This is a genomic window from Streptomyces sp. NBC_00358 (assembly GCF_036099295.1).
GTDB lineage: Bacteria > Actinomycetota > Actinomycetes > Streptomycetales > Streptomycetaceae > Streptomyces.
Map to the genome: position 1 here is coordinate 7,567,823 of NZ_CP107976.1, position 24,710 is coordinate 7,592,532.

A 24,710-nucleotide genomic window follows, 5' to 3' on the forward strand; every position below is an offset into this window, starting at 1 on the left:
GCGGTACCACCTGCGCGTCAGTGTCAGCCCGTCGTCTCCCCGCCCTTCGCGGTGGGCGAGACGGCGGGCTCTCGCATGTCCGGGGGCAGCCTGCGCGGCGACGGCACCGCCCCGAGCGGCGGAGCCCCGGCCCCCTTGAGCGCACGGGCGACCGCCGCGTCCTGCCCCAGCAGCTCTCCCGCCCGTACGCACTCCTCGTACCGCTCGTCGCCCAGCCCCCGCCTGGCCAGGGCCGCACAGCGCTCGTGCGGCGCGTTGTAGTAGGCGGAGCCGAACAGCGGCAGACCCACCGACGGCCACATCCGCGAAGCCGCCCCCTGGAGCAGCGCGGCCTCGGCCGGGTCGCCCTCCACCGCCGTGACCAGGGCGAGCAGCTCGACCGCGAGGACGGCGCCGAGCAGATCGTGGAAGGTGTGCGCGATACCGAGGCCCTGCTCCAGAAGATCCCGGGCCCGTGCCTGATCGCCCTCGACCTGGGCCTGGTACGCCAGGACGTACAGCGCGTACGCCAGCGCCCAGCGTTCCCCGTGGTCCTCGCAGACCCTGCGGACGTCCTCGCACAGCTTCACCGCGCCCGGCATGTCGCCCTGGAAGGCGAGCGCCATCGCGAGCTCCACCTGGCCCATCAGCACATTGCTGTTGAGCTCGCCGATCTCGTGATAGCGGTCCAGCGCCGAGCGCAGCAGGGCTTCGGCGCGGGCCATGTCGTCCGTGACCAGGGCCAGACAGCCGGTGCGGTGCTCCGCGTAGGCGACCGCTACCGCGTTCTCCGAGCGCTCCGCCTCCTCGCGGCACTCCTGGAGCGCGGATAGCGCGGGCACCGAGTCCCCCTGGAGGACCGCCACATAGCCCAGCACCCACAGGGCCTTCAGCCGCGACTGATCGCGGTCGCCGTCGAGCTCGACGCTGCGCTCCAGCCAGTGCCTGCCCTCGGAGAGCCGGCCGCAGCCGACCCAGTAGAACCACAGGGCGCCCGCCAGGTACTGGCCCAGGTGCGCCTCGTCCGGTGCGGTCAGCGAGTACTCCAGGGCGCAGCGCAGATTCGGCAGCTCCGTCTCGACGCGCGCCGCCACCTCGCCCTGCCGCGGTGAGAACCAGTCCAGCTCGCACCAGGTGGCCAGACCCATGTACCAGTCGCGGTGCCGGCGCCGCAGCCGCTCCGCGTCGCCCGTCGCCTCCAGCCAGTCCGCGCCGTAGGCCCGGACCGTGTCCAGCATCCGGTAGCGCACCCCCGCCGACGTCTCCTCGCGCGACAGCACCGACTGCGCGAGCAGTTCGCCCAGCACATCGAGGACGTCGTCGGCGTGCAGGCCCTCGCCGCTGCACACGTACTCGGCGGCCTCCAGGTCGAACTGCCCGGCGAACACCGACAACCGCGACCACAGCAGCCGTTCCCCCGGAGTGCACAGTTCATGGCTCCAGCCGATGGCCGTCCGCAGGGTCTGGTGCCGCGGAGGCGTGTCGCGCGCACCGCCGGTCAGCAGCCGGAAGCGGTCCTCCAGCCGGGCGAGGAGCTGCGCGGGGGAGAGGGCGCTGAGCCGTCCCGCCGCCAGCTCCACCGCCAGCGGGATTCCGTCGAGCCGCCGGCAGAGCTCCTCGACATCGGAGCGGTTCCCCTCGTCCAGCGCGAACCCGGGCACCCGGGCGGCCGCCCGGTCCGCGAACAGCTCCACCGCCTCCGCCCCGGCCAGCGGAGCCAGCGGGAACAGCCGCTCGCCCCCGATGTCCAGCGGTCTGCGGCCCACGGCCAGCACCCGCAGTCCGGGTGCCCGCCGCAGCAACTCGCCCACCAGCGAGGCGGTCACGTCCACCAGGTGCTCGAAACCGTCCAGGACCAGGAGGAGCCGGCGCTCCGCGACATGGTCGAGGAGCACCTGCCGCGGCGGCTTCGCGGTGTGGTCCGTCAGACCGAGGGCCTCGACCACCGCGTACTCGACGAGTTCCGGGTCGTGCACCGCGGACAGGTCCACGCGCCACACCCCGTCGTGTACGTCCGCCCTTACCGCCGCGTGCGCGGCGAACCGTGTCTTGCCGATGCCTCCCATACCGGTCACCGTGACCAGCCGGACCGTCTCCAGTGCCTCGGCCAGCCCCGCGAGCTCGGTGGAGCGCCCCACGAACGCGTCGAGTTCCAGGGGCAGATTGCCGGGTGCCGCGGGGCCGGGACGCCGGGCGCGGTGAGAACGCTGCATGAGACACGGAGCGTACTGACCCGCTAGCACTCCGTACAATCGCTTCGCGCAACTCCACGCTCCGCAGCCGTTAAATGCGGTACGGAGCCCCGGCCCCGGCGCGATAGGCTCGGGTGACGACTTTTCGATGTCCAGGCACACAGTCAGGGAGCGGGTGCACAGTGTCCGGTGGTGAGGTGGCCGGGATCCTGGTGGCCGTCTTCTGGGCGATCCTGGTCTCCTTCCTCGCCGTCGCACTGGTGAGGCTGGCCCAGACGCTCAAGGCGACGACCAAGCTCGTGGCGGACGTGACCGACCAGGCCGTCCCGCTCCTGGCGGACGCCTCGGCGGCGGTGCGCTCCGCGCAGACCCAGATCGACCGGGTCGACGCCATCGCCTCGGACGTCCAGGAGGTCACGTCGAACGCCTCGGCGCTGTCGACGACCGTCGCCTCCACGTTCGGTGGCCCGCTGGTCAAGGTCGCGGCGTTCGGCTACGGCGTGCGCCGGGCCATCGGAGGCCGTCGAGAGAATGTGCCCGACAAAGCGTCCCGTCGTACCGTGATCGTGGGCCGCACCGTCCCGTCCGCGCGGCGGGGAAAGCGGAAGAAGGACTGACGCAGCGATGTTCCGCCGTACGTTCTGGTTCACCGCAGGCGCAGCCGCGGGTGTATGGGCCACCACCAAGGTCAACCGCAAGCTCAAGAAGCTGACCCCCGAGAGCCTCGCGGCCCAGGCCGCGAACAAGGCGATCGACGCGGGCCACCGGCTCAAGGAGTTCGCGCTCGACGTCCGCGACGGGATGGCCCAACGAGAGGCCGAACTCGGCGAGGTGCTCGGCCTGAACGAGCGCCCGGACCCCGAACTGCCCCCGCAGCGCCGTATCGCCGAGATCGGCGACGGTGCGCGGTTCGGCGACAGCAAGCAGATCAAGTACATCGAGAACACGACGTACTCGTACAACCGGAATGAGGACCACTGATGGAGTCGGCTGAAATCCGCCGCCGCTGGTTGAGCTTCTACGAGGAGCGCGGTCACACCGTCGTCCCTTCGGCGTCGCTCATCGCGGACGACCCGACTCTGCTCCTGGTCCCCGCCGGCATGGTCCCCTTCAAGCCGTACTTCCTCGGCGAGGTCAAGCCGCCGTGGTCGCGCGCCACCAGCGTGCAGAAGTGCGTACGCACGCCCGACATCGAAGAGGTCGGCAAGACCACCCGGCACGGCACGTTCTTCCAGATGTGCGGCAACTTCTCCTTCGGCGACTACTTCAAGGAAGGTGCCATCACCTACGCCTGGGAGCTGCTCACCTCGCCCCAGGACAAGGGTGGTTACGGCCTCGACCCCGAGCGTCTGTGGATCACGGTCTACCTCGACGACGACGAGGCCGAGACCATCTGGCGCGACAAGATCGGTGTCCCGGCCGAGCGCATCCAGCGCCTGGGCAAGAAGGACAACTACTGGTCCATGGGCGTCCCCGGACCCTGCGGACCGTGTTCCGAGATCAACTACGACCGCGGCCCCGAGTTCGGCGTCGAGGGCGGCCCGGCGGTCAACGACGAGCGGTACGTGGAGATCTGGAACCTGGTCTTCATGCAGTACGAGCGCGGCGAGGGCACCTCGAAGGACGACTTCGAGATCCTCGGCGACCTGCCCAGCAAGAACATCGACACCGGTCTCGGCATGGAACGCCTCGCCATGATTCTGCAGGGCGTGCAGAACATGTACGAGATCGACACCTCCATGGCCGTCATCAACAAGGCCACCGAGCTGACGGGTGTCGAGTACGGCGCCGCGCACGGCTCCGACGTCTCGCTGCGCGTGGTCACCGACCACATGCGCACCTCCGTGATGCTCATCGGCGACGGCGTGAGCCCCGGCAACGAGGGCCGCGGCTATGTGCTGCGCCGCATCATGCGCCGCGCCATCCGCAACATGCGGCTGCTGGGCGCCACCGGCTTCGTCGTCAAGGACCTCATCGACGTCGTGATCGCGATGATGGGCCAGCAGTACCCGGAACTCGTCAGCGACCGGCAGCGGATCGAGACCGTGGCCCTCGCCGAGGAGGCCGCCTTCCTCAAGACGCTGAAGGCCGGCACGAACATCCTCGACACGGCCATCACCGACACCAGGGACTCCGGCGGCACGGTCCTCGCCGGCGACAAGGCGTTCCTGCTCCACGACACCTGGGGCTTCCCGATCGACCTCACCCTCGAAATGGCCGCCGAACAGGGCCTGTCGGTGGACGAGGACGGCTTCCGCCGCCTGATGAAGGAGCAGCGGGACAAGGCCAAGGCCGACGCCCGCGCCAAGAAGACCGGCCACGCCGACCTCGGCGCCTACCGTCAGATCGCCGACGCCGCCGGAGAGACCGACTTCATCGGCTACGACCGCACCGAGGCCGAGTCGACGGTCGTCGGCATCCTCGTCGACGGCGTCTCCTCCCCGGCCGCCACCGAGGGCGACGAGGTCGAGATCGTCCTCGACCGCACCCCGTTCTACGCCGAGGGCGGCGGCCAGATCGGTGACACGGGCCGCATCCGGGTCGACACCGGTGCCGTCATCGAGATCCGCGACTGCCAGAAGCCCGTCCCGGGCGTGTACGTCCACAAGGGCGTCGTCCAGGTCGGCGAGGTCACCGTCGGCGCCAAGGCCCAGGCCACCATCGACGTCCGCCGTCGTACGGCCATCGCCCGCGCCCACTCGGCCACGCACCTCACGCACCAGGCGCTGCGCGACGCCCTCGGCCCGACGGCCGCCCAGGCCGGTTCCGAGAACCAGCCCGGCCGCTTCCGCTTCGACTTCGGCTCCCCGTCCGCCGTCCCGACGGCCGTGATGACCGACGTCGAGCAGCAGATCAACGAGGTGCTCGCCCGCGATCTGGACGTGCACGCCGAGATCCTGAGCCTCGACGAGGCCAAGAAGCAGGGCGCCATCGCCGAGTTCGGCGAGAAGTACGGCGAGCGCGTCCGCGTCGTGACCATCGGCGACTTCTCCAAGGAGCTGTGCGGCGGCACGCACGTGCACAACACCTCCCAGCTCGGCCTGGTCAAGCTGCTCGGCGAATCCTCCATCGGCTCGGGCGTACGGCGCATCGAGGCCCTGGTCGGCGTCGACGCGTACAACTTCCTCGCCCGTGAGCACACGGTCGTCGCCCAGCTCCAGGAACTGGTCAAGGGCCGCCCCGAGGAGCTTCCGGAAAAGATCTCCGCCATGCTCGGCAAGCTGAAGGACGCCGAGAAGGAGATCGAGAAGTTCCGCGCGGAGAAGGTCCTGCAGGCCGCCGCCGGTCTCGTCGAGTCCGCCAAGGACGTGAACGGCGTCGCCCTGGTCACCGGCCAGGTTCCGGACGGCACGGGCGCCGACGACCTGCGCAAGCTGGTCCTCGACGTGCGCGGCCGTATCCAGGGCGGACGGGCCGCCGTGGTGGCCCTGTTCACGGTCTCGGGCGGCAAGCCGCTCACCGTCATCGCCACCAACGAGGCCGCCCGTGAGCGCGGTCTGAAGGCCGGCGAGCTGGTCCGCGCGGCCGCCAAGACCCTCGGCGGCGGCGGTGGCGGCAAGCCGGACGTCGCCCAGGGCGGCGGCCAGAACCCCGCCGCCATCGGCGAGGCCATCGACGCGGTCCAGCGACTCGTCGCCGAGACGGCCAAGTAAGAAACGGCCCAGAAGATGCGCAGAGGACGCCGGCTCGCGATCGACGTCGGGGACGCCCGGATCGGGGTCGCCTCGTGCGACCCCGACGGGATCCTCGCGACACCGGTGGAGACGGTCCCGGGACGTGACGTCCCGGCCGCCCACCGCCGGCTGCGGCAGCTCGTCGAGGAGTACGAGCCGATCGAGGTCGTCGTCGGGCTCCCTCGTTCCCTCAAGGGGGGCGAGGGCCCCGCCGCGGTCAAGGTCCGTGCCTTCGCCCAGGAGCTCGCGGGCGGGATCGCTCCCGTTCCGGTGCGGCTCGTGGATGAGAGGATGACCACGGTGACGGCCGGTCAGGGGCTGCGCGCCGCGGGCGTGAAATCGAAGAAGGGCCGGTCGGTGATCGACCAGGCTGCCGCCGTCATCATCCTGCAGCAGGCGCTGGAATCCGAACGGGTGTCAGGTACATCGCCCGGCGAGGGCGTCGAAGTGGTCATCTGATCGCGATACGGTAACGTTCCGCCCGATGCGGTGGCGTTCGAACAGCCCTCGCACAGTAAAGAGGCGGACGGGAGCCGAGCCATATGAGCCGGCCGCTGCCGGCTCGCGGCTCGTAGGGGATCGATGACTGAGTATGGCCGGGGCCCTGGCTCCGAACCGTGGCATCCGGAGGACCCGTTGTACGGGGACGGCGGATGGGGCGGACAGGCCGCCGACGGCCAGTCCGCCTACGACGGCGGCCAGCCGCAGCACTATCCGCAGCAGCAGGCGCAGCAGGGCGACTGGGGCAACGGCCAGCAGCAGTACCAGCCCCAGGGCCAGCCGGGGCAGTACCAGGACCAGCAGCAGTACCCCGGTCAGGGTCAGCAGCAGTACGGCGACCAAGGTCAGCAGCAGTACCCGGGCCAGGGCCAGCAGCAGTATCCCGGTCAGGGTCAGCAGCAGTTCAACGGCCAGGGCCAGCAGCAGTACCCGGGCCAAGGGCAGCAGCAGTATCCCGGTCAGGGTCAGCAGCAGTACGGCGACCAGGGTCAGCAGCAGTACCCGGGCCAGGGCCAGCAGCAGTACGGCGACCAGGGCCGGCAGCAGTATCCCGGTGAGGGGCAGCAGCAGTACCCCGGCCAGGGCCGGCAGCAGTACGCCGACGGCGGCCGGAATTCCGGGGCGCAGGGCCAGACGCCCTACGTCGCCGATCCGGCCGACCCCTACGCCGGCCAGTACACGGGTGAGCAGCCCGACTTCTACAACACCCCCGACGCCTATCCGCCGCCCGAGCCGCCCGCCCGGCGCCGCGCGGAACCCGAGCCCGAGCCGGACTGGGACCCGGGGCCGGACCAGGGCGAGCACGCCTTCTTCGCCGGTGGCGACGACGATGACGACGACCTCGACGACGATGACGATCCGAAGGGCCGAAAGGGCCGCGGGGACCGCAAGGGCCGGGGCGGTGACACGGGCAAGAAGAAGCGCCGCAGCGGCTGCGCCTGCCTTCTGGTCGTCGTGGTTTTCGGAGGCGCCCTCGCCGGAGCCGGGGTTTACGGCTATCACTACTACCAGAATCGTTTCGGCTCGGCTCCCGACTTCGCGGGCGACGGTTCGGGACAGGTCGCCGTCATCATCGCCAAGGGCGAGGGCGGTTATGTGATCGGCCAGAAGCTCAAAGCGCTCGGTGTCGTCAAGAGCGTCGATGCCTTTGTCTCCGCTCAGCAGGAGAATCCCAAGGGCAAGTCGATTCAGGCCGGTGCCTATCTCCTGCGCAAGGGGATGTCGGCCGCGAGCGCCGTCGACCTGATGCTCGACCCCAAGAGCCAGAACAACGTGACCGTGCCTCCCGGTTTCCGTAATGCCCAGGTGTACACGCTGATCGACAAGAAGCTCGGGCTCGCCGACGGCACCACCGGTCGTGTCGCGAAGAAGGAATACAAGAGCCTGGGGCTTCCGAGCTGGGCGAACAGCAACAAGGAAATAAAGGATCCGCTGGAAGGATTCCTTTACCCGCTCACGTATCCCGCGGCCAAGGGCATGAAGCCGGAGACCGTGCTGAAGTCCATGGTCGCGCAGGCCAACAAGAAGTACGTGGCGCTGGGACTCGTGGCGAAGGCGAAATCCCTCAATCTCGACAATCCCTTGCAGGTGGTCACGGTCGCGAGCCTGGTCCAGGCCGAGGGCAAGACGCACGACGACTACCGCAAGATGGCCGAGGTCGTCTACAACCGGCTGAAGGCCACCAATACCGAGACCAATCGGAAGCTGCAGTTCGACTCGACCTTCAATTACCTGAAGGGGCAGAGCAAGATTCACATCAGTGAGTCCGAGATCAACAGCAACCCGGACCCGTACAATACCTATTACCACGCGGGTCTGCCGCCCGGTCCGATCGGTAACCCGGGTGCCGACGCCTTCAGAGCGGTGTTCAACCCCACGAAGAACGGCTGGCTCTATTTCGTGGCGACAGACGGTCAGAACAATACCGAATTCGCCAAGACCCTGGCTCAATTCGAGAAACTCAAGGATAAGTTCAATGCCAGCTCGGGCAACTGATGCCCGCCGGGCCGCGGTGCTCGGTTCCCCGATCGCCCACTCCCTGTCCCCGGTGCTGCACCGGGCCGCGTACCGCGAGCTGGGCCTCGCGGACTGGTCGTACGAGCGCTTCGAGGTCGACGAGAAGGCCCTGCCCGGTTTCTTCGAGGATCTCGGACCGGAGTGGGCCGGGCTGTCGCTGACCATGCCGCTCAAGCGGGCCGTGATGCCGCTGGTCGACGAGATCAGCGAGACGGCGGCCTCCGTCGAGGCGGTCAACACCGTCGTGTTCACCGAGGACGGACGGCGTGTCGGCGACAACACCGACATCCCCGGGATGGTCGCCGCGCTGCGCGAGCGCGGGATCGAGCAGGTCGACTCGGCCGCCGTTCTCGGTGCCGGCGCCACCGCGTCCTCCGCGCTGGCCGCCCTCGCGCGGATCTGCACGGGCGAGGTCGTGGCGTACGTCCGCAGCAAGGAACGGGCCGCCGAGATGCGGCAATGGGGCGAGCGGCTGGGCATCGAGGTGCGCACCGAGGACTGGGCCGACGCCGAACAGGCGCTGCGGGCGCCGCTGGTGATCGCCACGACCCCGGCGGGCACCACGGACGCGCTGGCCGCCGCCGTCCCGGAGCGCCCCGCGACCCTCTTCGACGTGCTGTACGACCCCTGGCCGACCGACCTGGCCGCGCGCTGGTCGGGGTACGGCGGAGCCGTGGTGAGCGGGCTCGATCTCCTGGTGCACCAGGCGGTGCTCCAGGTCGAGCGGATGACCGGGCGGACGCCCGCGCCGCTCGGCGCCATGCGCACGGCGGGCGAACACGCGCTCGCGGCTCGGTAGGCGATCCGGTCGAGGTCGGTGGGGTGCCTTTTGGCGGGCCTCTCCGGCGCGGGGCACCCCCTGGTGAGGTGAACCCCGGCGCGGCCGGGGAGACGGCCGCCGAGACGGTCCGCCACGGGCTCGCTCCGGTGGCCCCTGGGGCCTACGCGGGGTCGTGCGCCCCGGCCGGGAGCGTCCGCCTGATGGACCTGCGGCCGGTTCGGGCCTGCGGACGTGGGAGGATCGGAGACGGCGGGCCAGGGCCGCGCACCCGGTCGCGCCGTAGCCGTACGCGAGGACGCGTGTACGCAGCAGCAGTACCAGGGCGCGAGCATGAGGAGCACCGTTGAGCAGGTTGCGCTGGCTGACCGCGGGGGAGTCCCACGGTCCCGCACTCGTCGCGACGCTGGAGGGTCTTCCCGCCGGCGTCCCGATCACCACGGAGATGGTGGCGGACCACCTCGCCCGGCGGCGCCTGGGCTATGGACGCGGTGCCCGGATGAAGTTCGAGCGCGACGAGGTCACCTTCCTCGGCGGCGTACGGCACGGCCTGACCCTCGGTTCCCCGATCGCGATCATGGTCGGCAACACCGAATGGCCCAAGTGGGAGCAGGTCATGGCGGCCGACCCGGTCGCCCCGGAGATCCTCGCCGACCTCGCCCGCAACGCCCCGCTGACCCGCCCCCGGCCCGGCCACGCGGACCTCGCGGGCATGCAGAAGTACGGCTTCGACGAGGCCCGGCCGATCCTGGAACGCGCCTCCGCCCGTGAGACCGCGGCCCGCGTCGCGCTCGGCGCGGTCGCCCGTTCGTACCTCAAGGAGACGGCCGGGATCGAGATCGTCTCCCACGTCGTCGAGCTCTGCTCCGTGAAGGCCCCGCAGGGCGTGTACCCCACCCCCGCAGACGTCGACAAGCTCGACGCCGACCCGCTGCGCTGCCTGGACGCCGACGCCTCGAAGGCGATGGTCGCGGAGGTCGACCAGGCCCACAAGGACGGCGACACGCTCGGCGGCGTCGTCGAGGTGCTCGCGTACGGCGTCCCCGTCGGCCTCGGCTCGCACGTGCACTGGGACCGCAAGCTGGACGCTCGTCTCGCCGGTGCCCTGATGGGCATCCAGGCGATCAAGGGCGTCGAGATCGGCGACGGCTTCGAACTGGCCCGGGTGCCCGGCTCACAGGCCCACGACGAGATCGTCAACACGCCCGAGGGCATCAAGCGGACGTCCGGGCGCGCCGGCGGCACCGAGGGCGGTCTGACCACCGGCGAGCTGCTGCGCGTCCGCGCCGCGATGAAGCCGATCGCCACCGTGCCGCGCGCGCTGGCCACCATCGACGTCGCCACCGGAGAGGCCGCCAAGGCTCACCACCAGCGCTCCGACGTCTCCGCCGTGCCTGCCGCGGGCATCGTCGCCGAGGCGATGGTCGCCCTCGTCCTCGCGGACGCGGTGGCCGAGAAGTTCGGCGGCGACTCGGTCACCGAGACCCGTCGCAACGTCCGGTCGTACCTTGAGAACCTGGTCATCCGGTGACCGCCCCACGGCTCGTCCTGGTCGGCCCGATGGGGGTCGGCAAGTCCACGGTGGGCGCGCTCGTCGCCGAGCGGCTCGGCTGCGGCTACCGGGACACGGACGACGACATCGTGGCCGCCGAGGGCCGCACGATCGCCGACATCTTCGTCGACGAGGGCGAGTCCGCCTTCCGCGCGATCGAGAAGCGGGCGGTGCGCGAGGCGCTCGCCGGATACGACGGTGTGCTGGCGCTGGGCGGCGGTTCGGTCCTCGACGCCGACACCCGCGCGCTGCTCGTCGGCCACCAGGTCGTCTACCTCTCCATGGAGGTGGAGGAGGCGGTCCAGCGCACCGGCCTGAACGTGGCCCGGCCGCTGCTCGCCGTCAACCCCCGCAAGCAGTGGCGCGAGCTGATGGAGGCGCGCCGCCATCTGTACACCGAAGTCGCCCGCGCGGTCGTGGCGACCGACGGACGCACCCCCCAAGAGGTAGCCCAAGAGGTCCTCGACGCACTGGAGTTGAAGGAAGCATGAGCGAGGCAGTGACCCGTGTCCAGGTCGGCGGCAGTGCGGGCACCGACCCCTACGAGGTCCTGATCGGCCGTCAACTCCTCGGTGAGCTCGGCGGGTTGATCGGCGACAAGGCCAAGCGGGTCGCCGTGATCCACCCCGAGGCGCTCGACGGCACCGGCGAGGCGCTCCGCGCCGACCTGGCGGAGCAGGGCTTCGAGGCCGTCGCCATCCAGGTGCCGAACGCCGAGGAGGCCAAGACCGCAGAGGTCGCGGCCTACTGCTGGAAGGCGCTGGGCCAGTCCGGCTTCACCCGCACCGACGTCGTCGTCGGCGTCGGCGGCGGTGCCACCACCGACCTGGCCGGGTTCGTGGCGGCGACCTGGCTGCGCGGGGTGCGCTGGATCGCCGTCCCCACCACCGTGCTGGCCATGGTCGACGCGGCGGTCGGCGGCAAGACCGGTATCAACACCGCCGAGGGCAAGAACCTCGTCGGCGCCTTCCACCCGCCCGCGGGCGTGCTCTGCGACCTGGCCGCGCTCGACTCGCTGCCGGTCAACGACTACGTCTCCGGGCTCGCGGAGATCATCAAGGCCGGCTTCATCGCCGACCCGGTGATCCTGGACCTCATCGAGTCCGACCCCGAGGCGGCCCGTACGCCAGCGGGCCCGCACACCGCCGAACTCATCGAGCGTTCCGTCAGGGTCAAGGCCGAGGTCGTCTCCGGCGACCTGAAGGAGTCGGGGCTGCGCGAGATCCTCAACTACGGCCACACGCTCGCCCACGCCATCGAGAAGAACGAGCGCTACAAGTGGCGGCACGGCGCGGCCGTCTCGGTCGGCATGCACTTCGCCGCCGAACTCGGCCGTCTCGCGGGCCGGTTGGACGACGCGACCGCCGACCGGCACCGCACGGTCCTGGAGTCCGTCGGTCTTCCGCTGAGCTACCGCTACGACCAGTGGCCCAAGCTCGTCGAGAACATGAAGGTCGACAAGAAGTCCCGCGGCGACCTGCTGCGCTTCATCGTCCTCGACGGACTGGCCAGGCCGACCGTCCTGGAGGGGCCGGACCCGGCCGTCCTGCTCGCGGCCTACGGCGAGGTCGGCGAGTAACAGGCTCCGCCCGGCACGGACTTATGGTCCGGAGAAGGCCTGCTCAACCCGTTTTGCCCCTCCGTCCCGGGCACTTCGCAGGCTCCCCGGCCGTTCACACAACGGCGGCCGGGGAAGGTACCGTTCGGTAGCGACGGGACCGGCGTCCCGTCCACCAGCGCACATCGCCTGTACGAGACGGAGTGGCACCGGATGCAGCACGCAGTGGGGGCTCCGCTGCCGCCGCCCCACCAGCCGGGGCAGGAACCGGCCGCCGGATGGTCGCCGGCCGGTCAGTACCCGGGACAGCGGGGTCCCGCGCCCGCCCCGGGCTTCGCCGGAGCGCCGGTGCCGCCCGGCGCCCCTCCCGCCCAGGCCCCGCAGCATCACCTGCCGCCGCACCAGATGCCCCCGCAGCCTCCGCAGCACGCTGCGGCGCCGCCCCCGCCACACCCTCCCGTCCCGCCCGCGCCGGACACCACCGGGCATGTGCGGCTGCCCCCGGGCGTTTCGGTGGCCATGCCGAGCCCGCCGCCCGCCACCGGCGCGCCCGATCCGGCGGCCACCACGCTCGCGGTCCTGCTCATCGGCCCCGCGGGCGCCGGAAAGACCAGCGTCGCCAAGTACTGGGCGGACCACCGCCGGGTGCCCACGGCCCACATCAGCCTCGACGACGTACGCGAATGGGTGCGTTCGGGCTTCGCCGACCCCCAGTCGGGCTGGAACGACCATTCCGAGGCGCAGTATCGTCTCGCCCGCCGTACCTGCGGCTTCGCCGCCCGCAACTTCCTGGCCAACGGCATCTCGTGCATCCTCGACGACGCCGTCTTCCCGGACCGCCCGGTCGTCGGCCTCGGCGGCTGGAAGCGGCACGTGGGCCCCGGGCTGCTGCCGGTGGTGCTCCTGCCGGGCCTGGAAGTGGTCCTGGAGCGCAACGCCGAGCGCTCGGGCAACCGCAGGCTCAGCGACGAGGAGGTCGCGCGCATCCACGGCCGGATGGCCGGCTGGTACGGCTCCGGGCTCCCGATCATCGACAACTCGCAGCTCGACGTGGCGGCGACGGCCCGCGTCCTGGACGACGTCCTGGCCCGGTCGATCGCCAGCCCGCCCCAGTGGTGAGCCCGCCCCAGTGGTGAGCCCGCCCCAGTGGTGGGCCCGCCCCAGTGCTGAGCGGGCCCCGCGTTCGCCCGTCCGCGCGCCGGTCCACCCGTCCGGCCCTCTGAACCGGCGACATCCGGCCACCGCTCGTACGCTCGGTTCATGTCAGAGGTGTACGCGACCCGCAGAGAGCGGCTCCGGGAACGCAGTACGGCGGGCGGCAGCGCTGCCGCGCTGGTGACCCGCCCCGCCAACGTGAGGTATCTCGCGGGCGCGGCGCCGCACGGCGCCGTGCTCCTGCTCGGCGACGGCGAGGACATGCTGCTGTGCGCCGGTCCGCCGTCCGGCGAAGCCGTCGAAGGCCGCCCGGACGAAGCCCTGAACGTGCGGGTGCTGCCCCGCGCCGGCGGTGATCCCGCGGTCGCCGCCGCCGGTCTGGCGGCCGGCCGGGGCGCCGAGTCCCTGGCGGTCGAGGAGCACCACCTGACCGTGACGCGGCACCGGGCCCTCGGCTCGGTCGCGCCGCAACTGCGCCTGGCCGACCTGGGCGGCGCGGTGGAGCAGCTCCGCGTGATCAAGGACGAGGAGGAGATCTCCTCCCTGCGCATCGGCGCCGAGATCGCCGACCAGGCGCTCGGCGAACTCCTCGAATCCATTCTCGTCGGCCGCACGGAACGCCATCTCGCCCTGGAACTGGAACGCCGGCTCGTCGACCACGGAGCGGACGGACCGGCCTTCGCGACCTCGGTCGGCACCGGCCCGAACTCGGGACGGCGCGGCCACCGGCCCACCGACCGGCGCGTCGAGGAGGGCGACTTCCTCTCCGTCTGCCTCGGCGCGACCTACCGCGGCTACCGGTGTGAGATCGGTCGTACGTTCGTGATCGGCACCTCGCCGGCCGACTGGCAGATCGAGCTGTACGACCTCGTCTTCGCCGCCCAGCGTGCCGGACGGGAGGCGCTGGCACCCGGCGCCGCCTACCGCGATGTGGACCGCGCGGCCCGCCAGGTTCTGGACTCCGGGGGCCATACTGAAGGCCTTCCACCCCTGACGGGGCACGGTGTCGGGCTCGAAATCGACGAGGACCCGCAGCTTGCCCCCGCGGCCATGGGTAAACTGGACGCTTGCGTGCCGGTCACCGTCGAACCGGGGGTCCACCTTCCGGGCCGGGGCGGTGTCAGGATCGATGACACGCTCGTCGTACGCCCTGAGGCGGACGGCGGACCCGAGCTACTCACCATTACGACCAAGGAGCTGCTCGCGCTCTAGCTCTTCGAGCTGTGCGCCTGCGCCGGGGTCGTCCACGTCAGTCCAGGAGATTCCGCAACCGTGGCTTCCACGAACGACCTCAAGAACGGCCTGGTGCTCAAGCTCGACGGAGGCCAGCTCTGGTCCGTCGTCGAGTTCCAGCACGTCAAGCCCGGCAAGGGCCCGGCCTTCGTGCGCACCAAGCTGAAGAACGTGCTCTCCGGCAAGGTCGTCGACAAGACGTTCAACGCCGGCGTCAAGGTCGAGACGGCCACGATCGACAAGCGCGACATGCAGTTCTCCTACATGGACGGCGAGTACTTCGTCTTCATGGACATGGAGACGTACGACCAGCTCATGGTCGAACGCAAGGCCGTCGCCGACGCTGCCAACTTCCTCATCGAGGGCTTCACGGCCAGCGTCGCCCAGCACGAGGGCGAGGTGCTCTTCGTCGAGCTGCCGGCCGCCGTCGAGCTGGTCATCCAGGAGACCGAGCCGGGCGTCCAGGGCGACCGCTCCACCGGTGGCACCAAGCCCGCCACCCTGGAGACCGGCCACCAGATCCAGGTCCCGCTCTTCATCACCACCGGTGAGAAGATCAAGGTCGACACCCGCACCAGCGACTACCTCGGCCGGGTGAACAGCTAACCGTGGCTGCCCGCAACACGGCCCGCAAGCGCGCCTTCCAGATTCTCTTCGAGGGCGACCAGCGCGGCGTGGACGTCCTGACGGTCCTCGCGGACTGGATCCGGCACTCCCGGTCAGACACCCGGCAGCCGCCGGTCAGCGAGTTCACGATGCAGCTGGTCGAGGGTTACGCCACCAAGGTGAGGCGGATCGACGAGCTCATCGCGCAGTACGCCGTCGGCTGGACGCTGGACAGGATGCCGGTCGTCGACCGCAACATCCTGCGCCTCGGTGCCTACGAGCTGATCTGGGTCGACGAGACCCCGGACGCCGTGGTGCTCGACGAGGCGGTGCAGCTGGCGAAGGAGTTCTCCACGGACGAGTCGCCCTCGTTCGTGAACGGCCTGCTGGGCCGGCTGAAGGACCTGAAGCCGTCGCTCCGCCGCGACGAGGACTAGCCGACAGCCGTAGCCGTACGGCCCGGAGGGGACGTACGGAACGCCGGAGGGCCCGCAGCGATCGTGCTGCGGGCCCTCCGGCGTTCCCGTGCGGGTTCTCGGCGTTCCGGTACCTCGAAGGCTCCCGAGGCCCGCAGACGGCCGCCGGGGTGGCCGGAACCGTCAGGTTCCGGCCACCCCGGCGGCACGTTTCTGCAGAGCTGTCCTAAGGGATTCAGCCCTCGTCGTGGGCGACCGCGCGGCGCGCGTCCGCGTCCAGGACGCCCCAGCTGATCAGCTGCTCGGTCAGGACCGAGGGGGACTGGTCGTAGATCACGGCGAGGGTGCGCAGGTCGTCCTGGCGGATCGACAGCACCTTGCCGTTGTAGTCGCCGCGCTGGGACTGGATCGTCGCCGCGTAGCGCTGCAGCGGGCCCGCCTTCTCGGCCGGCACGTGCGCCAGCCGCTCAAGGTCGAGGACCAGCTTCGGCGGCGGCTCGGCGGCCCCGCCCGGAGTGGTGCCGGGCAGCAGCTCCTGGACCGGAACCCCGTAGAAGTCCGCCAGCTCGGCAAGGCGCTGCACGGTGACAGCGCGGTCGCCGCGCTCGTACGAACCGACCACGACCGCCTTCCAGCGTCCCTGGGACTTCTCCTCCACTCCGTGGAGGGAAAGGCCCTGCTGGGTGCGGATGGCGCGGAGCTTGGCCCCGAGCTGTTTGGCGTATTCGCTGGACATATAGCTCCCCGGACGCTGTATCAACGTGCGGCTCCGCCGCGCGGCTGGTGACTCACTGTGAGGTTACGCAGCGTTACTCTCCCCCGTCAAGCCGAAGGATTTTCGACCGGCCCCCGCACGGGTGTCGCCGGAGGTGGCTCAAAGGGATGTGATCAGGTGCGTTGCCGGGCTGGTAGCGTTGATGGCGCAATTCCGACGTCCTTTAATGATCCGTCCCGTGAGGCGGAGAAGGAGGTCCGTTTCCTATGGACACTCAGCACGACAGGCAGCAGTACGAAGCCGATGCGCGGCCCGTTCTGGAGGCTCCCGACATCGAACGGGTGCTGACGCGCATCGCCCACGAGATCGTCGAACGCGCCAAGGGCGCCGACGACGTGGTGCTCCTCGGCATTCCGACCCGGGGTGTCTTCCTGGCCCGCAGACTGGCCGAGAAGCTCCAGGAGATCACCGACCGCAAGATCCCGGTCGGCTCCCTCGACATCACCATGTACCGCGACGACCTGCGCATGCACCCGCCGCGTGCGCTGGCCCGCACCGAGATCCCCGGTGACGGCATCGACGGCCGCCTCGTCGTCCTCGTCGACGACGTGCTCTTCTCCGGCCGCACCATCCGCGCCGCGCTCGACGCGCTGAACGACATCGGCCGCCCGCGCGCCGTGCAGCTCGCCGTCCTGGTCGACCGGGGCCACCGCGAACTGCCCATCCGCGCCGACTACGTCGGCAAGAACCTCCCCACGTCGTTGCGGGAGACGGTCAAGGTCCAGCTCGCCGAGGAGGACGGTCGCGACACCGTGCTGCTCGGTGCCAAGCGGACCTCCCCGGGCGAGCCCCAGTAGCACTCCGGTCCCCGCCACCGAGTGCGCTCCCGCGCGCCCGCATGCCCGAATCCTCCCTGAACTTCCTTACGGAGCCTGACAGATGCAGCGTCATCTCATCTCGGCCGCCGACCTCACCCGCGACGACGCCGTCCTGATCCTCGACACCGCCGAGGAGATGGCCCGGGTCGCAGACCGGCCGATCAAGAAGCTGCCGACCCTGCGCGGCCGCACCGTGGTCAACCTCTTCTTCGAGGACTCGACCCGCACCCGGATCTCCTTCGAGGCCGCCGAGAAGCGCCTCTCCGCGGACGTCATCAACTTCACCGCCAAGGGGTCGAGCGTCTCCAAGGGCGAGTCACTCAAGGACACCGCCCAGACCCTGGAGGCCATGGGCGTCGACGCCGTCGTCATCCGGCACGGCGCCTCCGGAGCCCCCTACCGGCTCGCCACCTCCGACTGGATCGACGCCGCCGTCATCAACGCGGGCGACGGCACCCACCAGCACCCCACGCAGGCCCTGCTCGACGCCTTCACCATGCGCCGCCGCCTCGTCGGCCGGGACGCCGGGATCGGCCAGGACCTGGCCGGCAAGCGCATCACGATCGTCGGCGACGTCCTGCACAGCCGCGTCGCCCGCTCCAACGTCGACCTGCTGCACACCCTCGGCGCCGACGTCACCCTCGTCGCGCCGCCCACCCTGGTGCCGGTCGGCGTGGAGAGCTGGCCCTGCGAGATCTCGTACGACCTCGACAGCACCCTCTCCAAGTCCGACGCCGTGATGATGCTGCGCGTGCAGCGCGAGCGGATGAACGCGGCGTTCTTCCCGACCGAGCGCGAGTACTCGCGTCGCTACGGGCTCGACGGCGAGCGCATGGCGAAAATGCCGGAGCACGCCATCGTGATGCACCCCGGCCCGATGGTCCGCGGCATGGAGATCACCGCCGAGGTCGCCGACTCCGAGCGCTGCACCGTCGTCGAGCAGGTCGCCAACGGTGTCTCCATCCGCATGGCCGTCCTGTACCTGCTCCTGGGCGGCAACGAACCCGCCGTCACCCACACCCGTACCGAGGAGAAGTAAGCACATGAGCAAGATCCTGATCCGTGGTGCGAGGGTGCTCGGCGGCGAGCCGCAGGACGTCCTGATCGACGGCGACACGATCGCCTCCGTCGGCACCGGGCTGTCCGCCGAGGGCGCCGAGGTCGTCGAGGCCGACGGCAAGGTCCTACTGCCGGGCCTCGTCGACCTGCACACCCATCTGCGCGAGCCCGGCCGCGAGGACTCCGAGACCGTGCTGACCGGCACGCGCGCGGCGGCGAGCGGCGGCTTCACGGCCGTGTTCGCCATGGCCAACACCTTCCCCGTCGCCGACACCGCCGGCGTGGTCGAGCAGGTCTACCGGCTCGGCCGGGAGCACGGCTACTGCGACGTGCAGCCGATCGGCGCCGTCACCGTCGGCCTGGAGGGCAAGAAGCTCGCCGAGCTGGGCGCCATGCACGAGTCCGCGGCCGGAGTCACGGTCTTCTCCGACGACGGCAAGTGCGTCGACGACGCGGTGATGATGCGCCGCGCGCTGGAGTACGTGAAGGCCTTCGGCGGCGTCGTCGCCCAGCACGCGCAGGAGCCCCGCCTCACCGAGGGCGCCCAGATGAACGAGGGCGTCGTCTCCGCGGAGCTCGGACTCGGCGGCTGGCCCGCGGTGGCCGAGGAGTCGATCATCGCCCGCGACGTCCTGCTCGCCGAGCACGTCGGCTCCCGCGTCCACATCTGCCACCTGTCGACCGCGGGTTCCGTCGAGATCGTCCGCTGGGCCAAGTCCCGCGGCATCGATGTCACCGCCGAGGTCACCCCGCACCACCTGCTCCTGACCGACGAACTGGTCCGGTCGTACAACCCGGTCTACAAGGTCAACCCGCCGCTGCGCACCGAGCGGGACGTCCTGGCGCTGCGCGAGGCGCTGGCCGACGGCACGATCGACATCGTCGCCACCGACCACGCGCCGCACCCGCACGAGGACAAGGACTGCGAGTGGGCCGCCGCCGCCATGGGCATGGTCGGCCTGGAGACCGCGCTGTCCGTCGTCCAGCAGACGATGGTCGAGACCGGACTGCTCGACTGGGCCGGCGTCGCCGACCGCATGTCCGTCAAGCCCGCGCTGATCGGCGGGGCCACCGGCCATGGACGCCCCGTCTCGGAGGGTGAGCCCGCCAACCTCACGCTCGTCGACACGGCATACCGTGGGACCGTGGATCCCGCTGGCTTCGCCTCGCGCAGCCGCAACACCCCCTACGAGGGCCGTGAGCTGCCGGGCCGGGTCACCCACACCTGGCTGCGGGGCAAGGCCACCCTCGTCGACGGGAAGCTCGCGTGACACCTCTCATCTCCTTGGCCGCCGCCGGACAGAAGTCCGCGGAAGTGACCGACTGGTCCGCCCGGATCGGCTGGCTCGTCGGCCTCGCCCTCTTCGTCGCGCTCGTCTACTGGCTGATGCGCGAGGGCTGGAAGTGGCGTGGCACCCTCCAGGGCGACCTGCCCGAGCTTCCCACCGCGCCGGAAGACACCGGCCCGGCCAGACTGAGCATGAGCGGCCGCTACCACGGCTCCACCACCGCCGGACAGTGGCTCGACCGCATCGTGGCGCACGGCCTGGGCACCCGCAGCCGGGCCGAGCTCACCCTGACGGACGCCGGACTGGACGTCGTACGCCCCGGCGCGGACGACTTCTTCGTCCCGGCCTCGCAGTTGCGCGAGGCACGGCTCGACAAGGGCATCGCGGGCAAGGTCCTCACCGAGGGCGGGCTCCTCGTGGTCACCTGGGCGCACGGCGACAGGCTCCTCGACTCCGGATTCCGCTCGGACCGCGCGGCCGAGCACAACGAATGGGTCGACACCCTGAACGACATGATCAACAAGACGGAAACGGAAGGCGCACGATGACGACCTCCACTCAGGGGAACGCCTCGCAGAGGGAAAAGGCGCTTCCCGCCGTGCTCGTCCTGGAGGACGGCCGGGTCTTCCGCGGCCGCTCCTACGGGGCCGTGGGGGTGACCTTCGGCGAAGCCGTGTTCTCCACCGGGATGACCGGCTACCAGGAGACCCTGACGGACCCGTCGTACCACCGCCAGGTCGTCGTGATGACCGCCCCGCACGTGGGCAACACCGGCGTCAACGACGAGGACCCCGAGTCGGGGCGGATCTGGGTCGCCGGATACGTCGTCCGCGACCCCGCGCGCGTGCCCTCCAACTGGCGGTCGCGGCGCTCGCTGGACGAGGAACTGCGCAGCCAGGGCGTCGTCGGCATCAGCGGCATCGACACCCGCGCCCTCACCCGCCATCTGCGTGAGCGCGGAGCCATGCGCGTCGGCATCTTCTCCGGCAACGCGCTGCCCGACGGGGGCACCATGCTCGCCGAGGTGCGCCAGGCGCCCGAGATGAAGGGCGCGAACCTCGCCGCGGAGGTCGCCACCAAGGAGCCGTACGTCGTTCCCGCGATCGGCGAGAAGAGGTTCACCGTCGCCGCCGTGGACCTCGGCATCAAGGGCATGACCCCGCACCGGATGGCCGAACGCGGCATCGAGGTGCACGTGCTGCCCGCGACGGCCACCGCCGAGGACATCTACGCCGTGAACCCGGACGGCGTGTTCTTCTCCAACGGCCCCGGCGACCCGGCGACCGCCGACGGTCCCGTCGCCGTCATGCGGGAGGTCCTCTCCCGCAAGACCCCGCTCTTCGGCATCTGCTTCGGCAACCAGATCCTCGGCCGGGCCCTCGGCTTCGGCACGTACAAGCTGAAGTACGGCCACCGCGGCATCAACCAGCCCGTGCAGGACCGTACGACCGGCAAGGTCGAGGTCACCGCGCACAACCACGGCTTCGCCGTCGACGCCCCGCTCGACGAGGTCTCCCAGACGCCCTACGGCCGCGCCGAGGTCTCCCACGTCTGCCTCAACGACAACGTGGTGGAGGGCCTCCAGCTGCTCGACCAGCCGGCCTTCAGCGTCCAGTACCACCCGGAAGCGGCGGCAGGACCGCACGACGCGGCCTACCTGTTCGACCGCTTCACGTCTTTGATGGAAACAGTCCCGATGGAGGGCCAGCGTGCCTAAGCGCACCGATATCCAGTCCGTCCTGGTCATCGGCTCCGGCCCGATCGTCATCGGCCAGGCCGCCGAGTTCGACTATTCCGGCACCCAGGCGTGCCGTGTCCTGCGCGCCGAGGGCCTGCGGGTCATCCTCGTCAACTCCAACCCGGCGACGATCATGACCGACCCGGAGATCGCCGACGCCACCTACGTCGAGCCGATCACCCCCGAGTTCGTCGAGAAGATCATCGCCAAGGAGCGCCCCGACGTCCTGCTGCCGACCCTCGGCGGCCAGACGGCCCTCAACACCGCGATCTCCATGCACGAGCAGGGTGTGCTGGAGAAGTACGGCGTCGAGCTGATCGGCGCCAACGTCGAGGCCATCAACAAGGGCGAGGACCGCGACCTCTTCAAGGGTGTCGTCGAGGCCGTCCGCGCGAAGATCGGGCACGGCGAGTCCGCCCGCTCCGTCATCTGCCACACCATGGACGACGTCATCAACGGCGTCGACACGCTCGGCGGCTACCCCGTCGTCGTCCGGCCCTCCTTCACCATGGGCGGCGCCGGCTCCGGCTTCGCCCACGACGAGGAGGAGCTGCGCCGCATCGCCGGACAGGGCCTCACGCTCTCCCCGACCACCGAGGTGCTCCTGGAGGAGTCCATCCTCGGCTGGAAGGAGTACGAACTGGAGCTGATGCGCGACAAGAACGACAACGTCGTGGTCGTCTGCTCCATCGAGAACTTCGACCCCATGGGCGTCCACACCGGCGACTCCATCACCGTCGCCCCGGCCATGACACTCACCGACCGCGAGTACCAGCGGCTGCGCGACATCGGCATCGCGATCATCCGCGAGGTCGGCGTGGACACCGGCGGCTGCAACATCCAGTTCGCGGTCAACCCCGAGGACGGCCGCATCATCGTCATCGAGATGAACCCGCGCGTCTCCCGGTCCTCGGCGCTCGCCTCCAAGGCGACCGGCTTCCCGATCGCCAAGATCGCGGCCAAGCTCGCCGTCGGCTACACGCTCGACGAGATCCCCAACGACATCACCGAGAAGACCCCGGCGTCCTTCGAGCCGACCCTCGACTACGTCGTCGTGAAGGCCCCGCGCTTCGCCTTCGAGAAGTTCCCGTCCGCCGACTCCACCCTGACGACCACCATGAAGTCGGTCGGCGAGGCCATGGCGATCGGCCGCAACTTCACCGAGGCGCTGCAGAAGGCGCTGCGCTCGCTGGAGAAGAAGGGCAGCCAGTTCACCTTCGTGGGTGAACCCGGTGACAAGGCCGAGCTGCTGCGCGAGGCCGTCCGTCCCACCGACGGCCGCATCAACACCGTCATGCAGGCCATCCGCGCGGGCGCCACCCAGGAGGAGGTCTTCGAGTTCACGAAGATCGACCCCTGGTTCGTCGACCAGCTGTTCCTGATCAAGGAGATCGCGGACGACCTGGCCGCCGTCGCCAAACTCGACCCCGAGCTGCTCGCCGAGGCCAAGCGGCACGGCTTCTCCGACGTCCAGATCGCCGAGATCCGCGGGCTGCGCGAGGACGTCGTCCGCGAGGTGCGGCACGCGCTGGGCGTGCGCCCGGTCTACAAGACGGTCGACACCTGCGCCGCCGAGTTCGCGGCCAAGACGCCGTACTTCTACTCCTCCTACGACGAGGAGTCCGAGGTCGCGCCGCGCGAGAAGCCCGCGGTGATCATCCTGGGCTCCGGCCCGAACCGCATCGGCCAGGGCATCGAGTTCGACTACTCCTGCGTCCACGCCTCCTTCGCGCTCAGCGACGCGGGCTACGAGACCGTGATGGTCAACTGCAACCCCGAGACCGTCTCCACGGACTACGACACCTCCGACCGCCTGTACTTCGAGCCGCTGACGCTGGAGGACGTGCTGGAGATCGTGCACGCGGAGTCGCTGGCCGGTCCGATCGCCGGTGTGATCGTGCAGCTCGGCGGCCAGACCCCGCTCGGTCTGGCGCAGGCGCTCAAGGACAACGGCGTGCCGGTCGTCGGCACCCCGCCCGAGGCGATCCACGCCGCCGAGGACCGCGGCGCCTTCGGGCGGGTCCTCGCGGAGGCGGGGCTGCCGGCCCCCAAGCACGGCACCGCCACCACCTTCACCGAGGCCAAGGCCATCGCCGACGAGATCGGCTACCCCGTCCTCGTCCGGCCCTCGTACGTCCTCGGCGGCCGCGGCATGGAGATCGTGTACGACGAGACGCGGCTGTCCTCGTACATCGCCGAGTCGACCGAGATCAGCCCCTCCCGGCCGGTCCTGGTCGACCGCTTCCTCGACGACGCGATCGAGATCGACGTCGACGCGCTGTACGACGGCGAGGAGCTCTACCTCGGCGGCGTCATGGAGCACATCGAGGAGGCCGGCATCCACTCCGGCGACTCGGCGTGCGCGCTCCCGCCGATCACCCTCGGCGGGTTCGACATCAAGCGGCTGCGCGTCTCGACGGAGGCCATCGCCAAGGGCGTCGGCGTCCGCGGCCTGATCAACATCCAGTTCGCGATGGCCGGCGACATCCTCTACGTCCTCGAAGCCAACCCGCGCGCCTCGCGCACCGTCCCCTTCACCTCGAAGGCGACCGCGGTGCCGCTCGCGAAGGCCGCCGCCCGCATCTCGCTGGGCGCGACCGTCGCCGAGCTGCGCGCCGAGGGCCTGCTCCCGGCGAACGGCGACGGCGGCACCCTGCCGCTCGACGCGCCGATCTCCGTCAAGGAGGCCGTCATGCCGTGGTCGCGGTTCCGCGACATCCACGGACGCGGCGTCGACACGGTGCTCGGACCGGAGATGCGCTCCACCGGCGAGGTCATGGGCATCGACTCGGTCTTCGGGACGGCGTACGCCAAGTCGCAGGCGGGCGCCTACGGCCCGCTGCCCACCAAGGGCCGCGCCTTCATCTCGGTCGCCAACCGGGACAAGCGCTCGATGATCTTCCCGGCGCGCGAACTCGTCGCCCACGGCTTCGAGCTGATGGCCACCTCCGGCACGGCCGAGGTGCTCAAGCGCAACGGCATCCACGCCACGGTCGTGCGCAAGCAGAGCGAGGGCGAGGGCCCGAACGGCGAGAAGACCATCGTCCAGCTCATCCACGACGGCGAGGTCGACCTCATCGTCAACACGCCGTACGGCACCGGCGGCCGCCTCGACGGCTACGAGATCCGCACGGCGGCCGTGGCCCGGTCGGTCCCCTGCCTGACGACGGTGCAGGCGCTCGCCGCCGCCGTCCAGGGCATCGACGCGCTCAACCGCGGAGACGTGGGCGTGCGCTCGCTCCAGGAACACGCCGAGCATCTGATCGCCTCGCGCGACTAGCGGCCCTGAGGGGGACACCGGAAAACGGTGTCCCCCTCTTCATGCGGCCCCCTGCCCCTTCAAGAGGCGCCCCTCACCGGGCTCTTTCGAG

At 70.5% G+C, this 24,710-nt stretch carries 21 protein-coding genes; 19 read left to right on the plus strand and 2 right to left on the minus strand.

From position 1 onward, the window contains the following. Positions 1-23 precede the first annotated feature (23 nt). On the minus strand, positions 24-2,192 hold the full coding sequence (locus tag OHT01_RS32385) for an ATP-binding protein (protein ID WP_328556644.1): 2,169 nt from the start codon (positions 2,190-2,192) through the stop codon (positions 24-26). 161 nt (positions 2,193-2,353) lie between these two features. Here OHT01_RS32385 and OHT01_RS32390 point away from each other — a divergent pair, with 161 nt between their 5' ends. From OHT01_RS32390 to nusB, 13 genes are all read left to right on the plus strand, one after another. Beyond that, positions 2,354-2,788: a DUF948 domain-containing protein gene (locus OHT01_RS32390; RefSeq protein ID WP_328556645.1), complete on the plus strand. Its 435-nt coding sequence runs from the start codon at positions 2,354-2,356 to the stop codon at positions 2,786-2,788. A 7-nt stretch (positions 2,789-2,795) separates the two neighbouring features. After that, positions 2,796-3,152 (plus strand): DUF6167 family protein, encoded by a 357-nt coding sequence (locus OHT01_RS32395; protein WP_328556646.1) that lies wholly within the window; start codon positions 2,796-2,798, stop codon positions 3,150-3,152. Continuing rightward, positions 3,152-5,824, plus strand: coding sequence for an alanine--tRNA ligase (alaS, locus tag OHT01_RS32400; RefSeq protein WP_328556647.1), 2,673 nt, complete (start codon positions 3,152-3,154; stop codon positions 5,822-5,824). Before OHT01_RS32395 ends, alaS begins: the two co-directional genes overlap by 1 nt. A 15-nt stretch (positions 5,825-5,839) precedes the next feature. Next, entirely contained in the window at positions 5,840-6,304 is a 465-nt protein-coding gene (gene ruvX / locus OHT01_RS32405) for a Holliday junction resolvase RuvX (RefSeq protein ID WP_328556648.1), read from the plus strand. 123 nt (positions 6,305-6,427) lie between these two features. Continuing rightward, entirely contained in the window at positions 6,428-8,341 is a 1,914-nt protein-coding gene (mltG, locus tag OHT01_RS32410; protein ID WP_328556649.1) for an endolytic transglycosylase MltG, read from the plus strand. Next, a complete protein-coding gene (locus tag OHT01_RS32415) occupies positions 8,322-9,161 on the plus strand; it encodes a shikimate dehydrogenase (RefSeq protein ID WP_328556650.1) in 840 nt (279 codons plus the stop codon). Before mltG ends, OHT01_RS32415 begins: the two co-directional genes overlap by 20 nt. A gap of 325 nt (positions 9,162-9,486) precedes the next feature. Next, positions 9,487-10,671 (plus strand): chorismate synthase, encoded by a 1,185-nt coding sequence (gene aroC, locus OHT01_RS32420; RefSeq protein WP_328556651.1) that lies wholly within the window; start codon positions 9,487-9,489, stop codon positions 10,669-10,671. 29 nt (positions 10,672-10,700) lie between these two features. Then, positions 10,701-11,183: a shikimate kinase gene (locus OHT01_RS32425; protein WP_328558348.1), complete on the plus strand. Its 483-nt coding sequence runs from the start codon at positions 10,701-10,703 to the stop codon at positions 11,181-11,183. Next, the gene (gene aroB / locus OHT01_RS32430) at positions 11,180-12,271 is read left to right on the plus strand and encodes a 3-dehydroquinate synthase (protein ID WP_328556652.1); all 1,092 of its coding nucleotides are present in this window, start codon (positions 11,180-11,182) and stop codon (positions 12,269-12,271) included. The genes OHT01_RS32425 and aroB overlap by 4 nt, the downstream gene beginning before the upstream one ends. A 192-nt stretch (positions 12,272-12,463) precedes the next feature. Then, positions 12,464-13,369: a Pro-rich N-terminal domain-containing protein gene (locus OHT01_RS32435; protein ID WP_328556653.1), complete on the plus strand. Its 906-nt coding sequence runs from the start codon at positions 12,464-12,466 to the stop codon at positions 13,367-13,369. A gap of 141 nt (positions 13,370-13,510) precedes the next feature. Continuing rightward, on the plus strand, positions 13,511-14,617 hold the full coding sequence (locus tag OHT01_RS32440) for an aminopeptidase P family protein (protein ID WP_328556654.1): 1,107 nt from the start codon (positions 13,511-13,513) through the stop codon (positions 14,615-14,617). A gap of 60 nt (positions 14,618-14,677) precedes the next feature. Then, positions 14,678-15,244 (plus strand): elongation factor P, encoded by a 567-nt coding sequence (gene efp / locus OHT01_RS32445; RefSeq protein WP_328556655.1) that lies wholly within the window; start codon positions 14,678-14,680, stop codon positions 15,242-15,244. A gap of 2 nt (positions 15,245-15,246) precedes the next feature. Beyond that, entirely contained in the window at positions 15,247-15,681 is a 435-nt protein-coding gene (nusB, locus tag OHT01_RS32450; protein WP_328556656.1) for a transcription antitermination factor NusB, read from the plus strand. 214 nt (positions 15,682-15,895) lie between these two features. Here nusB and bldD read toward each other — a convergent pair whose 3' ends face one another. Continuing rightward, a complete protein-coding gene (gene bldD / locus OHT01_RS32455) occupies positions 15,896-16,396 on the minus strand; it encodes a transcriptional regulator BldD (RefSeq protein WP_037621142.1) in 501 nt (166 codons plus the stop codon). Positions 16,397-16,641: 245 nt separating this feature from the next. On the opposite strand from bldD, the gene pyrR reads away from it, so the two are divergent. From pyrR to carB, 6 genes are all read left to right on the plus strand, one after another. Beyond that, entirely contained in the window at positions 16,642-17,232 is a 591-nt protein-coding gene (gene pyrR / locus OHT01_RS32460; protein ID WP_328556657.1) for a bifunctional pyr operon transcriptional regulator/uracil phosphoribosyltransferase PyrR, read from the plus strand. An 82-nt stretch (positions 17,233-17,314) separates the two neighbouring features. Beyond that, positions 17,315-18,292 (plus strand): aspartate carbamoyltransferase catalytic subunit, encoded by a 978-nt coding sequence (locus tag OHT01_RS32465; protein ID WP_328556658.1) that lies wholly within the window; start codon positions 17,315-17,317, stop codon positions 18,290-18,292. Positions 18,293-18,296: 4 nt separating this feature from the next. Continuing rightward, positions 18,297-19,583 (plus strand): dihydroorotase, encoded by a 1,287-nt coding sequence (locus OHT01_RS32470; RefSeq protein ID WP_328556659.1) that lies wholly within the window; start codon positions 18,297-18,299, stop codon positions 19,581-19,583. Continuing rightward, the gene (locus tag OHT01_RS32475; RefSeq protein ID WP_328556660.1) at positions 19,580-20,149 is read left to right on the plus strand and encodes a PH-like domain-containing protein; all 570 of its coding nucleotides are present in this window, start codon (positions 19,580-19,582) and stop codon (positions 20,147-20,149) included. The genes OHT01_RS32470 and OHT01_RS32475 overlap by 4 nt, the downstream gene beginning before the upstream one ends. After that, positions 20,146-21,318 carry a glutamine-hydrolyzing carbamoyl-phosphate synthase small subunit gene (gene carA, locus OHT01_RS32480; protein WP_328556661.1) on the plus strand — a complete coding sequence of 391 codons (1,173 nt, stop codon included), beginning with the start codon at positions 20,146-20,148 and terminating at the stop codon, positions 21,316-21,318. The genes OHT01_RS32475 and carA overlap by 4 nt, the downstream gene beginning before the upstream one ends. Next, a complete protein-coding gene (gene carB, locus OHT01_RS32485) occupies positions 21,311-24,619 on the plus strand; it encodes a carbamoyl-phosphate synthase large subunit (protein WP_328556662.1) in 3,309 nt (1,102 codons plus the stop codon). Before carA ends, carB begins: the two co-directional genes overlap by 8 nt. Positions 24,620-24,710 lie beyond the last annotated feature (91 nt).